Here is a 14,390-nt window from a genome sequence, read left to right on the forward strand (position 1 = left end):
GGATGCCGAGATCAAAACCCGGTGCCTTACCGCTTGGCGATACCCCAACTACTATATTGATATCAATGAAATAAATGGTGCGGGACGAGGGACTTGAACCCACACACCTCGCGGCGCCGGAACCTAAATCCGGTGCGTCTACCAATTTCGCCAGTCCCGCAAATATGGTGGCTATGACGGGATTCGAACCTGTGACCCCAACATTATGAGTGTTGTGCTCTAACCAACTGAGCTACATAGCCATTTATTTACAATCATCTCATTGACTTTGCGGGGCGTATTATGCGGATATTGCCCCTACTCGTCAACCATTTTTTTGGGAAAATAAATAAAATTAGATCATTCGAATAGAGATTAAACAAATCGCATTAATTTTATTCAACGCTTAGTTTACACCTCACTCAATCTCGATCACTTTTAGTCGCTCCGGCACTCAAAAATATTCTTTTTGAAGACCGCACTTTGAAGACCGCACTTTCATCTCGAAAACTTATTCTTCAATTAAACGACGCAATAAACTGCCGTCAAACAACGCACGTTTCACTAAGGCAAACGCCCCTATCACATCTTCATTGGTGAGCTCTGATGCGACTAATGGCGTGTTTTGAACAAACGCCGGTAAGGCATGGCTTTCCAACGTGCGACGAATAGCCGCAAATAAGACGTTTTTTGCCTGCGTAATTTCACCGGAAATCACGATTTTTTCCGGATTAAACATATTTACGCTCATTGCCAACACACGCCCGATTTGCGTACCAACGTGTTCGATGAGTTCTGTGGCTACCGCATCTTGCTTATTGCTGGCTTTGCAAATGGCTTCAATGTCATGAGCTTCTAAAGAAAGCCATTTACTTTGGTAACCATCTTCCAATAGCTCCGACATTTTATTTTCAATCGCCGAATTGCTGACCACCGTTTCCAAGCAACCCACATTACCGCACATACAACGTTTTCCTAACGGATCCACCTGAATATGCCCAATTTCGCCCACATTCTTTTTATAGCCGGAAAAGAGTTCGTGATTAATCACAATTCCCGCACCAACACCGCGATGAATACGCAATAGCAACGAATCGTAACAATCTTTGGTTACACCAAAATAATGCTCCGCAAGGGCTAAACTACGCACATCATGTCCGATATAGGTAGGTAAATTGAAACGTTCGGCAACGTGATTTGCCAAGTCCCAAGGCGCAGTTAATTCAAAGTGCGGAACCTGTTCAATCATGTTGCTTTTCGTATCCACAAAGCCGGGAACCGTGATACCAATCGCAATAAATTCACTGCCACGTTTTTGGTTTTCTTGAATAAATTCATCCAAGCGTTGAAATAAAAACTGTTCAAATGCTTGTGGCGTAGGATAATTCTCAAGCGTAAAGACGGATTTATTCACTAATTTAGCGGATAAATCCATAATGGCTAAAGTTAAATGTTCCCGCCCGATACCCACTAAAATCGCACGAAAATGTTTATGCTCTGCCACAATCGAGGTTGCCCGACGCCCACCGGTCGATTCTTGTTGTTCTACTTCTTTAATTAAACCGCGAGCAAGTAAATGGCGGGTAATTTTAGTCACACTGGCCGGAGCAAGTTGGCTCATTTCAGAAATTTGAATACGGGAAATCGGGCCTTTCTGATCGATAAGCTTATACACCACTGCGCTATTCATTTGTTTCACTAAATCAACGTTCGCGATTTGAGGACTTTCTCGCATTTTTTTCTCCCGCAAAAGTAAGTTGAGTGATTTAAACGGCATTTAAACACATTCGGAACGACTATTCATCGTCCATGCCTAAGGCTTTGGAAAAGGTTTGCAGACCCACCGCATTACCGTTTTTCACCATGGTTTGCATGGCTTTTGTCGGCGCATGAATTAATTTATTCATTAATTTATAACTTAATTCTTGTAGCACTTGTTCCGCCTCTTCGCCTTGTTGTAAGGAAGCGATCGCTTTTTCCAGTAAATCTTGGCGAGTCAACTCCGCCTCTTCCCGATAGCGACGAATCAAATTAGAAAACTGATGGACCTTCAACCATGCAAAGAAATCCGCGCATTCTGCCTGAATAATTTCCTTTGCCTGCTCAGAGGCTTGTTCCCGTTGGCTTAAATTATGCTGAATGATATTTTGTAAATCATCCACCGTATAATGATAAACACTGTCTAATTCTGCCGCACTTTCTTCAATGTCACGCGGCACGGCAATATCCACCAACAGCATCGGACGATAGCGGCGCATGATTTGCGCCTTTTCAACCATGTTGCGGCTTATCAAAATATGCGGACTACCGGTAGAGCTAATCACAATATCCGCTTGATCTAAGCCCTGCTGTAACTGTTCTAATGGCAGGATTTGAATATTCGCTGTTGTATCCAATTTCTCCACGAGGGCTTCGGCGCGGGTTAAAGTGCGGTTGGAAATCACCATGTTTTTTACGCCGTGACGCAATAAATGACGACAAACCAATTCAATGGTTTCCCCTGCACCTACTAATAAAATGGTTAATTCGCTCAGCGATTCAAAAATTTGGCGCGCTAAACTGCAAGCAGCGTATGCCACAGATACCGCACTTTCACCAATATTGGTTTCCGTACGCACGCGTTTTGCCGTGGAAAATGTTTTTTGAAATAAACGGGATAATTCGCCGGAAATGGCTTGCTGTTCTTGTTGATAGTGCTGCTCGCTCATTTGGTAAGCTTGCTTCACTTGCCCCAAAATTTGCGGCTCACCTAAAATCAATGAATCTAAACCACACGCCACTTCCATCAAATGATTGACGGCCGGCAGGTTTTCATAAGTGTAAAGGCAACGCTGAAGCTCGGCTAAGTCCAGTTGATGAATTTCGGCAAACCATTGTATGGCTTGGCGAATCCAATGTTGCGTGTCTTGTGGCGGGACGGTTTTGTTGTGCAGATAAACTTCAGTTCGGTTACAAGTGGATAAAATCACCGCACTTTCGGCTAATTCAATTTGCCGAATATGACGCAACGCAAAAGCACGTTTTTCGTCAGAAAAAGCGACTTTTTCCCTTAAGGCAACAGAGGCGGTTTTGTGATTAATACCAAGAACTAAAATCGTCATAAAAAATACATGAAAAATGACCGCACTTTATTATGTTGACACAACAAATACGGCAACATTTATCCCACTAAAATAGAAAAAATAGACATAAAAACGGGCTATATTCTAGCTGAATTGCCCCTGCTTGGGCAAATTAGCGCAAGAAAAAAGCCATTAATCTGTAATTTTATTGCGAATCATCAAATTTCTAAAACGTATCTTTTGCTTGGCGTAATTGGGTAAATTGCGCCAAATTGGTTGCTGTTAAAAACGGATTAATGTGTTTTTCCAAGCCGATCGTGGTGGGCAGGCTTGGTTTATTTTCAGCCCGTAACTGCGCCACCAAAACGCGATGATTTTCCACCGCACTTTTGTTTGCCCAAACACTTTGCACAAACGCTAAATTACTTAACGTATATTCATGCCCCGGGCAAACAATGGTGTCATCAGGTAACGCCGCAAAACGCTGCATGGTGGCGAACATTTGCGCGTAATCACCGGTAAACACCCGTCCGCAACCGGCGGAGAATAAGGCATCACCACAAAACAAATGCCCATCCACCCAATAACTCACATGCTGCGCCGTATGCCCACCGCTGGGCAATACTTGAATTCGATAATGTTCGGTGGTAAGGTCGCCTTCATTCACTACCTGCGTCAGCCCATGTTCAGCGCACTCTGCCGGACCATAAATTGGGATTTGTGGAAAACGTTGTTTAAACGCCGCAACACCGTTCGTATGATCTGCGTGATTATGCGTGAGCAACAACGCTTCAACGGAAAAATGTTGTTCTTCCAGAAAATGAAACAGACTGTCGGTTTCGGGCAAATCAACAATGAGCAACGGTAAATTTTCCCGTGCATAAAGCCAAATATAATTATCGTTTAACGCAGGAATCGGAATTAACATAGGACCTCGGAGTTACCATGATGTGGCGTGCTAAATATGAAAAGTCACTGGCGATGCCCAACGGTTGGCTAGAATTGCCAAATGGGCGCGCTTATTGTAACGCATTAAATGCGTATTTTGCCCCTTGGTTTACAAAAATTTGTGGTTATCAGATTCTGAAAATTGGCGAACTTAGCGCAGAAATTCAATGTGATTTGCCCTTGCGCCACCAAATTAGCCTCAGCGAAAAAATCACGGAAAATTTGACCGCACTTTTAAACGATCATCATTCCGTGATACAAGCCAAGCTCACCGAACTCCCTTTTATTCAACAGCAGTTGAATGCTTGTGTGTTGGCGAATACGTTAAATTTTGTCCAAGATCCCCACCAAGTATTGCGCGAAACCCACCGCGTACTCACCGATGACGGCTACTTGTTCCTCAGTGTGTTTAATCCGCTTAATGGCCTCTTTTTTAAATTAAAAACAGGCGACTTTCCCGCGCGTCATTATTGCCTTTGGCGGATCATTGATTGGTTGGAATTGCTCAACTTTGATATTTTGGAACAGCGGAACTTAGCGCTTTCCACTAAAACCGCCGGTTGGTTTGCGCCGCTGACGGTTATCGTGGCGCAAAAACGCACCTACCCGTTAACGCTTAATCCGCAAAAAGTGCGGTCAAAAATCCCGTCGTTTTTACAACCGGCAGAAGCGTTGAAACAAGCGGAAGATCTCTAGTCTTTGAAGAAAAAATAACGGTCAGAAATAAATCTATTTCTGACCGTTCACATTCATAGCGAAGAAAAAATTAATCTTCTTTACCTAAAATCTGGTTAATCTCACTTTTATATAATACCGCTTTAGCCCCATAAACTGCTTGTACGCCACCACCGACTTCTAATACTTCAACGGCGCCTAACGCTTTTAAGCGTGGTTTATCCACTAATTTGACGTCTTTCACCGCGACCCGTAAACGGGTAATGCACGCATCCACATTTTCAATATTCTCTGCGCTACCTAGGGCATTGATGATCTCGTGGGCGTTTTCCGTCAAAGAAGAGGTTTGTTGTTCCACGTTGTCTTCTTGCTCTTCTGCACGTCCCGGGGTCATCACATTAAATTGGGTAATTAAGAAACGGAAACTGAAATAATACAACGCCGCCCAACATACGCCGACCCAAATTACCGTAAACCAGTGGGTATTTTCATTGCCTTGTAAGATCCCAAACAACAGGAAGTCAATAAATCCGCCGGAGAACGTGTTACCGATGGAAATATTCAAAATGTCGGCAATATAGAAGGAAACGCCGTCTAAAAAGGCGTGAAAAACATACAACCAAGGCGCAACAAATAAGAACATAAATTCGATAGGTTCGGTGATCCCCGTAATAAAAGAGGTCAGCGCCGCACCGAGGAATAACCCGCCAATGGCTTTACGGCGCGCTTTCGGCACGCAGTGATACATGGCTAAACAGGCTGCCGGTAAACCGAACATCATCGTGTCAAAACGGCCTGCAAAGAAACGCGTGCCTTCAGTAAATAAACCTTGGTGATTCGGATCCGCCAATTGAGCAAAAAAGATTTTTTGCGCCCCAACAATGGTTTCACCATTCACAATTTCCGTACCGCCTAATTCAGTGTACCAAAATAAAGGATAAATCATGTGGTGCAAACCTACCGCACCACATAAGCGCATAAGGAAGCCATAAAAGAATGTTCCGATTGCACCCATGGAAGCAATATGTTCACCGGCAGACAACAACCAATTTTGAAATGTCGGCCAAATTAAAAAGAAGATGGCACCGACAAAAATCGCCGCAAAGGAAGTGACAATCGGCACAAAACGTGAACCGCCGAAGAAACCTAAAATTTGAGGCAATTGAATATTATGATATTTATTGTGCAGTTTGACGGTAATCAACCCCATCACCAAAGCACCGATCACGCCCGTGTCAATTCCTTTCGTTTCTGGTGAAAATAGCGGAATCAATGCCGCAATCGTACCGGTCATGATCAAATAGCCGACGGTTGCCGCCAACGCCGCAACCCCTTTATCCCGTTTGGCTAAACCAATGCCCAAACCGATACAAAGCAATAATGCCAAATTACCGAACACTACCGAACCGGCAGCTGACATGATCTGAAAAACGCCTTGTAAAACCGGATGATCCAATAATGGATAGGCTTGCACGGTGGCTTTATTAGATAGTGCGCCACCAATCCCTAGTAGCAAACCGGCTGCAGGTAAAATGGCAATCGGCAACATAAATGCCTTACCGACCTGTTGAAGCTGTTTAAACATAAGTTTTCTCCTTAATTTACGACATGGTTTATGTCCAAATGCCCACTTGCCAAACCTAGTGTATTCCATTCAAAGGCAAAGTGTTTTGTGGAATATTACTTCAATACGTCAGTAAAAAATATGATGAAGATCGCATTTTAAAAAGAAAACCTGTTTTCTGATTAACGCCCTGTTTTAGATAAAAAATCAGCACCGAAGTGCCGATAATATTCATTTATTCTTGTATATTATGTCGTAATAACAGGAATATCTTCCGTTGAGGGATTATTCATCACATATGCATACTTTTTTACGCCGCCGCGTTCGTTTTGTAAAGCTCGCTGGTTAAGAGCTCTTGTCCGTTAGTGGCGATTAAATAGAAATTTTAGGCGTCACTAAATGTATAAAAAAAAGCCTGTATATCGCAACAGTTAAGCGGAAGAATATGCTAAAATGCCGCCTTCATTTTAGGCAAAGCAACGCTAAACGAGAACACATGATGGCAGGCATTTATCCACTGAACGGGAGTCTTCAATATTACGCATGGGGTGGTAACCAGTATCTTCCGGACTTCTTGCATATTACAAAAACGCAAGCGCATTATGCCGAATATTGGCTTGGCTCACACCCTTCTTCGCCATCACAGTTAATCACCGCCGATGGCGAACTGTCGTTACTGGATTTTTTACAACAAAATCCCACCGCACTTGGTCGTCAAAACCGTCAATTATTGGGTAACAATTTGCCTTATTTACTGAAAATTTTAGACGTTGCGAATCCCCTTTCTATTCAGTTACACCCAACCAAAGAACAAGCTGAAATTGGCTTTGCGCAAGAAAATGCAGCAGGCATTGCGTTGAACGATCCTAAACGCACTTATAAAGATGATAACCATAAGCCGGAAATGATGATTGCTTTGTCCGATTTTTGGCTTTTACATGGTTTTAAATGCAGAGCCGACATTCTTGATACGCTACGCCAACGCCCATCACTTGCGGAACTGGCAACAAAATTGGCCTCACAGAGTTTAGCGGATTTTTATGCGGATATTATGTTGGCAAAACAGGAACAGCTGGCACAATGGCTGTTGCCGATCATTGATGCGCAACAAAAGGCTTACGAGCAAAACCAGCTTGCCATGCAAAATCCGGATTACTGGGTGCTTTACACATTACACGCCATGAAGATTTCCCGAGACCGGTTAGATGCCGGCTTAATGAGTTTCTACCTGTTCAATATTGTGAATTTGCAGGTTGGCGAAGGGATTTTCCAAGCCGCCGGCGTGCCGCACGCTTATTTACGCGGACAAAATATTGAACTAATGGCCTGTTCCGACAACGTGATCCGTGGCGGTTTAACGCCGAAACACGTTGATATCGAACAATTGCTGAAAATCATTGATTGTAGCGAAATCGACCCTCAAATCATCGCGCCGGCACCTCAAAATCAGGTTTACATCTACCCGACGCCCATTGCCGATTTTGCTTTGAGCAATATGCCTTATGCTAAAAACACCGAAATTTCCGACCGCACTTTAAACGGCACGATTCTCTTAGTCATGGCAGGCGAAATGACATTGGAAGCCACACAACAAAAACTCACTTTAAAACAAGGACAAGCGGCGTTTATTGAAGCTGACACAGACTATCGCGTGCATGGCATGCAAGAAGGCTATGCCGTGCTGGCCGGATTACCGATTTAACATCGTTTTCATGAAAGAAATACTTAACAACGATTTTTATGACCTCTGATTACATCACAAAAATAGGAACAACAATGACTCAACAAACGTTTATTCCCGGCAAAGATGCCGCTCTTGAGGAAAGTATTGAAAAATTCCAGCAAAAACTGACCGCACTTGGCTTTAATATTGAAGAAGCCTCGTGGTTAAACCCGGTGCCGAACGTGTGGTCGGTACACATCCGTGATAAAGACTGCCCACAGTGTTTCTCTAACGGCAAAGGCGCCAGTAAGAAAGCCGCATTAGCATCAGCACTCGGCGAATATTTTGAACGTCTTTCCACTAACTATTTCTGGACGGATTTCTATTTAGGACAAGACATTGCCAATGGCGATTTTGTGCACTATCCGAACGAAAAATGGTTTCCGATTGAAGACGAGGCGTTGTTGCCACAAGGCATTTTAGACGATCGTTTATTCGAACATTTCGATCCAAATCAGGAGCTGACACCAGAACTTTTGGTAGATTTGCAATCAGGCAACTATGAGCGTGGCATTGTTGCTTTGCCTTATGTGCGTCAATCAGACCAGCAAACGGTTTATATTCCACAAAGCATCATTTCTAATCTCTACGTCTCCAATGGGATGTCCGCCGGAAACAGCCAATTTGAAGCGCGCGTGCAGGGATTATCGGAAGTGTTTGAGCGCTATGTGAAAAATAAAATCATCGCAGAAGCCATTAGTTTGCCATTAATTCCGCAAGAGGTGATGGCACGTTATCCATCGATTCAAGCCGCGATTGACAAGCTGGAACAGGAAGGCTTCCCGATTTTGGCATATGATGCTTCTCTTGGTGGAAAATACCCGGTGATTTGCGTCATTTTGCTTAATCCAACCAACGGCACTTGCTTTGCCTCTTTCGGGGCACATCCAAAATTCCAAGTGGCGTTAGAGCGCACCGTGACTGAACTGCTGCAAGGTCGTAGCTTAAAAGATTTGGATGTTTTTTCTCCGCCATCCTTCAACAATGACGATGTTGCCGAACACGCCAATTTGGAAACCCATTTTATTGATTCCAGCGGTTTAATTTCATGGGATTTATTCAAAGAAACACCGGATTATGAGTTCGCCGATTGGAATTTCTCCGGCAAAGATACCCATGAAGAATACGACAATCTGATGGCGATTTTCCGTGCAGAAAAGAAAGACGTTTACATCATGGACTATAACCATTTAGGTGTTTATGCCTGCCGCATTATCGTGCCGGGCATGTCCGATATTTATCCGGCAGACGACTTAATTTACGCCAACAGCAACATGGGCATGGACTGGCGCGAAATCCTGTTAGATTTACCGCACTTCCACCACGCCCCAGAAACCTACCAAGAATTATTGGATGAACTGGATGAGCAAGGCATTGATGATGCTACCCGCGTGCGTGAATTTATCGGCATCGTGGCACCAAAAGCCAGTGGTTGGACAACCTTGCGCATTGGTGAATTAAAATCCATGCTTTATCTTGCCTTGGGCGACTTGGAAATGGCACTAGATTGGGCGAACTGGGCCTATAACATGAACAGTTCCGTGTTCACGGCAGAACGTGCCAACTATTATCGTTGCTTAATCAGCAGCCTTGAATTGTTTATGGATAGCCAACGTGATCCGCAGCAATATCGCATGGTGTTCGAAAAAATGTATGGCAAAGAGGCTGTTGCATTTGCGTGGAGCGCGATTCAAGGTGGCAATCCGTTCTATAACCTGCCAGCCAGTGATGAAACCCTTGCAAACTTTAGCGAACATCAAAAATTATTGGCGGCTTATGCGAAATTGCAAAAGGCAAAACGTGAAAATTGGCAGTAAAGTGCGGTTATTTAAAAAAATGTTTTTGAAGGGCGAAAAATATTCGCCCTTTTATTTTCCGAAAAATTTTCGTTCTGTGATCTAACACATAGAAATAGAAAGCGGTTCAAGCTATGATTTAACCAATGTTTCACATAAATTAGAGGAGGTTATTTATGCAAACTTGGACAGCTGAAATGTGGCAAGCCGCGTTAATCGGTTTGGTGCTTGGTTTTATTATTGGTTATTTCTTGTTACGACTCATAAAAGAGTCTGCTAAAAAACAAGTAAAAACCGAAGCAGAATTGCGTGTTGCAAAAGAGCAATTAGAAAGCCAAAAACAACAATTGGAAAAACATTTTGCGGAAAGCGCCGATTTGTTGAAATCTCTCGCACAAGATTATCAAAAACTGTACCAACATCTTGCTCGCTCCTCGACTCAACTACTGCCTGAATTGAATGACAGCACCTTGTTTCAACATAGTTTACCGGATGAAAAAGGCAACGTTTCTCCGTCTAAAACGGAAGATCCACCGAAAGACTATTCCGAAGGTTCTTCAGGTTTATTCAAAGCGGAAAGATAATTCAACAAACGCCCTTCAATTGAAGGGCATTTTATTGTTTTATATTTATTTAAAAAACGCACCGCACTTTTTTTTCCTCATGAATTAAATAAAAAAACTGAGAACATTCAACCATTTTATTTGTCATAGTCATCACCGAAACTCATTGAGATTTCGTTTTTTATTTTTTGATTGGAGAACATTTAATGAAAAAACGTCATTTTGTTTTAACCGGTATTGCTCTCGGATTAAGCATTTTAACAACCCCAATGATGAGCCAAGCAGAAACACCTGTTTCCATCATAGCGGGACAACAACTCCCAAGCTTGGCACCGATGTTAGAAAAAGTATTACCTTCCGTTGTCTCTATTTCCGTTGAAGGAAAACAAAAAGACAATACTGCCCAAATGGATGATGATATTCCGGAAGAATTTAAATTTTTCTTTGGTCCGGATATGTTCGATCGCAATCGCGCACCGCGTAATTTCAAAGGTATTGGTTCCGGCGCCATTATTAATGCGGAAAAAGGGTATGTCTTAACAAACAACCACGTGATTAAAGATGCCGACAAAATTACCGTGCAATTACACGATGGCCGCGAATTTAAAGCGAAAGTGATCGGTGCTGACGAAATGTCTGATGTGGCATTGATTCAAGTAGAAAATCCGAAAAATTTGACCGCACTTAAACTCGCCGATTCCGATAAATTACGCGTAGGCGATTTCACGGTTGCTATTGGTAACCCGTTCGGTTTAGGACAAACCGTAACCTCCGGTATCGTATCTGCTTTAGGTCGCTCTATGGGTTCTGACAGCGGCACATACGAAAACTATATTCAAACCGATGCGGCAGTAAACCGTGGTAACTCCGGTGGTCCGCTCGTCAATTTAAACGGAGAACTCATTGGTATTAATACCGCCATTATCTCCCCAAGTGGCGGCAATGCGGGTATTGCGTTTGCGATTCCGAGCAACATGGCGAACAATCTAATACAACAAATTCTTGAATTTGGTGAAGTTCGCCGCGGTATGTTAGGTATCAAGGGCGGAGAATTAAATGCCGATTTAGCTCAAGCCTTTGATATCGAAGCGAAAAAAGGTGCTTTCGTAAGCGAAGTAATGCCGGGTTCTGCTGCCGATAAAGCCGGCTTAAAAGCCGGTGATGTCATCACTGCCATGAACGGACAAGCGATTTCTAGCTTTGCGGAAATGCGTGCCAAAATCGCTACCTCCGGCGCAGGTAAACAAATTGAGCTGACCTATTTACGCGATGGCAAATCCAATACCGCCAAAGTTACGTTACAATCAGACGAGCAAACCCAAACCACCGCCAACAGCCTATTACCGGCATTGGATGGCGCAGAATTGAATAACTACGATGAAAAAGGCGTGAAAGGCGTGTCTATTGGAAAAATCAAACCAAATTCTTTAGCAGAACAACGTGGTTTGAAAAATGGCGATGTCATCATTGGCATTAACCGCCAAAAAGTCGAAAACTTAGGTCAATTGCGCAAAGCGTTAGACAGTAAACCATCTGCCATTGCGTTAAATATCGTCCGTGGTGACAGCAATTTTTATTTGTTAGTGCAGTAAAGCATCTACCTTAAAAACAAAAAAGGCGAATTAATTTCGCCTTTTTTTATAAAAACACTGAGAAAAATGACCGCACTTTTACTCGCCGGATAACATAAAACTTTCCCGTAATTGCTGTAATTGATCACGTACGGCGGCGGCTTTTTCAAATTCCAAATCTTGTGCAAACTTATACATTTGCTGTTCCAATTTCTTGATTTGTTGTTGATATTCTTTCGGTGATGTGGGCACGGCATAAAGTGCGGTCGGTTCTGCCACCATTTTTCCGCGTTGTTTATTGGCTTTCGCTTTTTGATTGGCGCCCTGACCGATATCTAACAATTCGCCCACTTTTTTATTTAACGCCTGTGGCACAATGCCGTGATCTTCATTGTATTTCGTTTGTTTTTCACGGCGGCGATTGGTTTCCGTAATGGCTTTTTCCATAGACTTGGTGATGCTGTCCGCATACAAAATCGCTTTACCATTCAAGTTTCGCGCGGCACGTCCGATGGTTTGAATTAAAGAACGTTCGGAGCGTAAAAAGCCCTCTTTATCTGCATCTAAAATCGCCACGAGGGACACTTCGGGAATATCCAAGCCTTCCCGTAATAAGTTAATTCCGACCAACACATCAAATTCGCCTAAGCGCAAATCACGGATAATTTCCACACGCTCCACCGTATCAATGTCGGAGTGCAAATAACGCACGCGAATCCCATGTTCATCTAAATAATCCGTTAAATCTTCCGCCATTTTTTTGGTCAACGTCGTCACTAAAACACGCTCGTTTTTATCCGCTCTTTGACGCGCTTCAGAAAGCAAATCATCCACTTGAATGGATACCGGACGAATTTCAATTTGTGGATCCAACAAGCCTGTTGGACGCACAACCTGATCGATAATTTCAGCTCCTGATTTTTCTAACTCATAAGGCCCCGGTGTCGCTGAAACATAGATGGTTTGCGGAGCCAAGCGCTCAAATTCCTCAAAACGCAACGGACGGTTATCCAACGCGGAAGGTAAACGGAAACCATATTCCACCAACGTTTCTTTACGGGAACGGTCGCCACGATACATTCCGCCTATTTGCGGCACAGTGACGTGAGATTCATCGATAATTAAAATCGCATCAGACGGCATATAGTCAAATAAGGTTGGCGGCGGTTCGCCTTCATTTCTGCCCGATAAATAACGTGAATAGTTTTCAATCCCCGAGCAGTAACCCAGCTCATTCATCATTTCAATATCAAATTGAGTACGTTGACTAATGCGTTGTTCTTCCAACAATTTATGCTCTTTAATGAAATATTCTCGTCGTTGCGCCAGTTCCACTTTGATTTTTTCAATGGCATCTAAAATGCGCTCGCGCGGTGTGACGTAGTGCGTTTTCGGATACACGGTAAAACGTGGCACGGCACCAAAGCTGCTTCCGGTGAGTGGATCGAATAAGCTTAAACGCTCAATTTCATCATCAAATAATTCAATGCGTACGGCGCGCTCATCGGATTCTGCCGGGAAAATATCGATAATCTCCCCGCGCACACGAAACGTACCGCGCTGAAATGCCTGATCGTTACGCGTATATTGCAATTCTGCTAACTTCGCCAAAATCTGACGCTGATTGATGATTGCCCCTTGTTGCAAGTGCAACATCATTTGCAAGTAAGAATCCGGGTCGCCCAAACCATAAATAGCGGAAACCGAGGCAACCACGATAGTGTCTCGCCGTTCCAAAAAAGATTTGGTGGCGGACAAACGCATCTGCTCGATTTGATCGTTAATAGACGCATCTTTTTCAATGAAGGTGTCACTGCTCGGCACATAGGCTTCCGGCTGGTAATAGTCATAGTAAGAAACGAAATATTCCACCGCATTTTCCGGAAAAAAGGCTTTCATTTCCGCGTAAAGCTGTGCTGCGAGGGTTTTGTTTGGGGCAAGCAACATAGCCGGTCGGTTTAACTTTGCTATCACATTGGCAATGGTAAAGGTTTTTCCGGAACCGGTAACGCCCAGTAAGGTTTGGTGCGCTAACCCGTCTTCTAAATTTTCGGCGAGTTTGGCAATGGCTTGTGGCTGATCGCCGGAAGGTTTGAAATCGGAATGAAGAATAAATGGCTTGGTGTTAATTTTCTCAGACATAAAGTGCGGTCAATTTTTACGGTATTTCTAAATGCCACGCATTTTAGCATATTTCTCACACCACATTGAGTAGTAAAAAATGAAGTTTTACACATTATAAAAGCGATGTTTATTTAACGGCTTTTAGCGCGATTTTATGTTCCGAAATGATTGTGATTTCACTATGAAATTTTCTTTATAAATCAATATGCGCTAATTTTCTTTCGGAACGAATAAGCCCTGTGGATAACCTGTTATTTAAGTAATGTTACAGGGCTTTTGCTTACCACAAAATAAAGGATAAGCATGATATAAAACCCCTCACTTTTTGCCCGCCTATTTTTTATTTTTGCGAAGCAGATCGCAAAATATCATCAACAAAATTCAC

Annotated in this window: 10 protein-coding genes, 2 tRNA genes and 1 pseudogene; 5 read left to right on the forward strand and 8 right to left on the reverse strand. The window is 43.2% G+C overall.

The window, feature by feature from the left end; genetic code table 11:
- Positions 1 to 75: 75 nt before the first annotated feature.
- The 5 genes from ACO5E4_RS03440 to gloB form a co-directional block, all read right to left on the reverse strand.
- Positions 76 to 160: transfer RNA gene (locus ACO5E4_RS03440), tRNA-Leu, on the reverse strand.
- A gap of 5 nt (positions 161 to 165) precedes the next feature.
- Positions 166 to 242, reverse strand: a tRNA-Met gene (locus ACO5E4_RS03445).
- Positions 243 to 490: 248 nt separating this feature from the next.
- Entirely contained in the window at positions 491 to 1,714 is a 1,224-nt protein-coding gene (locus tag ACO5E4_RS03450; RefSeq protein WP_485862078.1) for an ROK family protein, read from the reverse strand.
- A 61-nt stretch (positions 1,715 to 1,775) separates the two neighbouring features.
- A complete protein-coding gene (gene hemA / locus ACO5E4_RS03455; protein ID WP_485862079.1) occupies positions 1,776 to 3,080 on the reverse strand; it encodes a glutamyl-tRNA reductase in 1,305 nt (434 codons plus the stop codon).
- A 187-nt stretch (positions 3,081 to 3,267) separates the two neighbouring features.
- Positions 3,268 to 3,969, reverse strand: a complete 702-nt coding sequence (gene gloB, locus ACO5E4_RS03460) for a hydroxyacylglutathione hydrolase (protein ID WP_485862080.1) — start codon at positions 3,967 to 3,969, stop codon at positions 3,268 to 3,270.
- Between the two features lie 20 nt (positions 3,970 to 3,989).
- Between gloB and ACO5E4_RS03465 the strand changes: the two genes are divergently transcribed.
- On the forward strand, positions 3,990 to 4,685 hold the full coding sequence (locus ACO5E4_RS03465) for a class I SAM-dependent methyltransferase (protein WP_485862252.1): 696 nt from the start codon (positions 3,990 to 3,992) through the stop codon (positions 4,683 to 4,685).
- Between the two features lie 70 nt (positions 4,686 to 4,755).
- Here ACO5E4_RS03465 and ACO5E4_RS03470 read toward each other — a convergent pair whose 3' ends face one another.
- Both ACO5E4_RS03470 and ACO5E4_RS03475 read right to left on the reverse strand, forming a co-directional pair.
- A complete protein-coding gene (locus ACO5E4_RS03470) occupies positions 4,756 to 6,249 on the reverse strand; it encodes a PTS transporter subunit EIIC (RefSeq protein WP_485862081.1) in 1,494 nt (497 codons plus the stop codon).
- Between the two features lie 289 nt (positions 6,250 to 6,538).
- Positions 6,539 to 6,604: pseudogene (locus ACO5E4_RS03475) on the reverse strand (YegP family protein); the annotation flags it as partial.
- A gap of 123 nt (positions 6,605 to 6,727) precedes the next feature.
- Here ACO5E4_RS03475 and manA point away from each other — a divergent pair.
- The 4 genes from manA (at position 6,728) to ACO5E4_RS03495 (ending at position 11,902) form a co-directional block, all read left to right on the forward strand.
- Entirely contained in the window at positions 6,728 to 7,930 is a 1,203-nt protein-coding gene (gene manA / locus ACO5E4_RS03480) for a mannose-6-phosphate isomerase, class I (protein WP_485862253.1), read from the forward strand.
- 74 nt (positions 7,931 to 8,004) lie between these two features.
- Positions 8,005 to 9,768: a 30S ribosomal protein S12 methylthiotransferase accessory factor YcaO gene (gene ycaO, locus ACO5E4_RS03485; protein WP_485862082.1), complete on the forward strand. Its 1,764-nt coding sequence runs from the start codon at positions 8,005 to 8,007 to the stop codon at positions 9,766 to 9,768.
- Positions 9,769 to 9,923: 155 nt separating this feature from the next.
- Positions 9,924 to 10,331, forward strand: coding sequence for a Z-ring associated ZapG family protein (locus ACO5E4_RS03490; RefSeq protein ID WP_485862083.1), 408 nt, complete (start codon positions 9,924 to 9,926; stop codon positions 10,329 to 10,331).
- Between the two features lie 185 nt (positions 10,332 to 10,516).
- A complete protein-coding gene (locus ACO5E4_RS03495; protein ID WP_485862084.1) occupies positions 10,517 to 11,902 on the forward strand; it encodes a Do family serine endopeptidase in 1,386 nt (461 codons plus the stop codon).
- A gap of 78 nt (positions 11,903 to 11,980) precedes the next feature.
- Here ACO5E4_RS03495 and uvrB read toward each other — a convergent pair whose 3' ends face one another.
- Positions 11,981 to 14,023 carry an excinuclease ABC subunit UvrB gene (uvrB, locus tag ACO5E4_RS03500; protein ID WP_314402426.1) on the reverse strand — a complete coding sequence of 681 codons (2,043 nt, stop codon included), beginning with the start codon at positions 14,021 to 14,023 and terminating at the stop codon, positions 11,981 to 11,983.
- Positions 14,024 to 14,390 lie beyond the last annotated feature (367 nt).

The sequence above is a fragment of the Aggregatibacter sp. genome (genome assembly GCF_057314075.1).

Excerpts from the sequence above, each read along its gene's own strand:
- ACO5E4_RS03450 (WP_485862078.1), bottom strand. The coding sequence starts at position 1,714 with ATGCGAGAAAGTCCTCAAATCGCGAACGTTGATTTAGTGAAACAAATG.
- hemA (WP_485862079.1), bottom strand. The coding sequence starts at position 3,080 with ATGACGATTTTAGTTCTTGGTATTAATCACAAAACCGCCTCTGTTGCC.
- gloB (WP_485862080.1), bottom strand. The coding sequence starts at position 3,969 with ATGTTAATTCCGATTCCTGCGTTAAACGATAATTATATTTGGCTTTAT.
- ACO5E4_RS03465 (WP_485862252.1), top strand. The coding sequence starts at position 3,990 with ATGTGGCGTGCTAAATATGAAAAGTCACTGGCGATGCCCAACGGTTGG.
- ACO5E4_RS03470 (WP_485862081.1), bottom strand. The coding sequence starts at position 6,249 with ATGTTTAAACAGCTTCAACAGGTCGGTAAGGCATTTATGTTGCCGATT.
- manA (WP_485862253.1), top strand. The coding sequence starts at position 6,728 with ATGGCAGGCATTTATCCACTGAACGGGAGTCTTCAATATTACGCATGG.
- ycaO (WP_485862082.1), top strand. The coding sequence starts at position 8,005 with ATGACTCAACAAACGTTTATTCCCGGCAAAGATGCCGCTCTTGAGGAA.
- ACO5E4_RS03490 (WP_485862083.1), top strand. The coding sequence starts at position 9,924 with ATGCAAACTTGGACAGCTGAAATGTGGCAAGCCGCGTTAATCGGTTTG.
- ACO5E4_RS03495 (WP_485862084.1), top strand. The coding sequence starts at position 10,517 with ATGAAAAAACGTCATTTTGTTTTAACCGGTATTGCTCTCGGATTAAGC.
- uvrB (WP_314402426.1), bottom strand. The coding sequence starts at position 14,023 with ATGTCTGAGAAAATTAACACCAAGCCATTTATTCTTCATTCCGATTTC.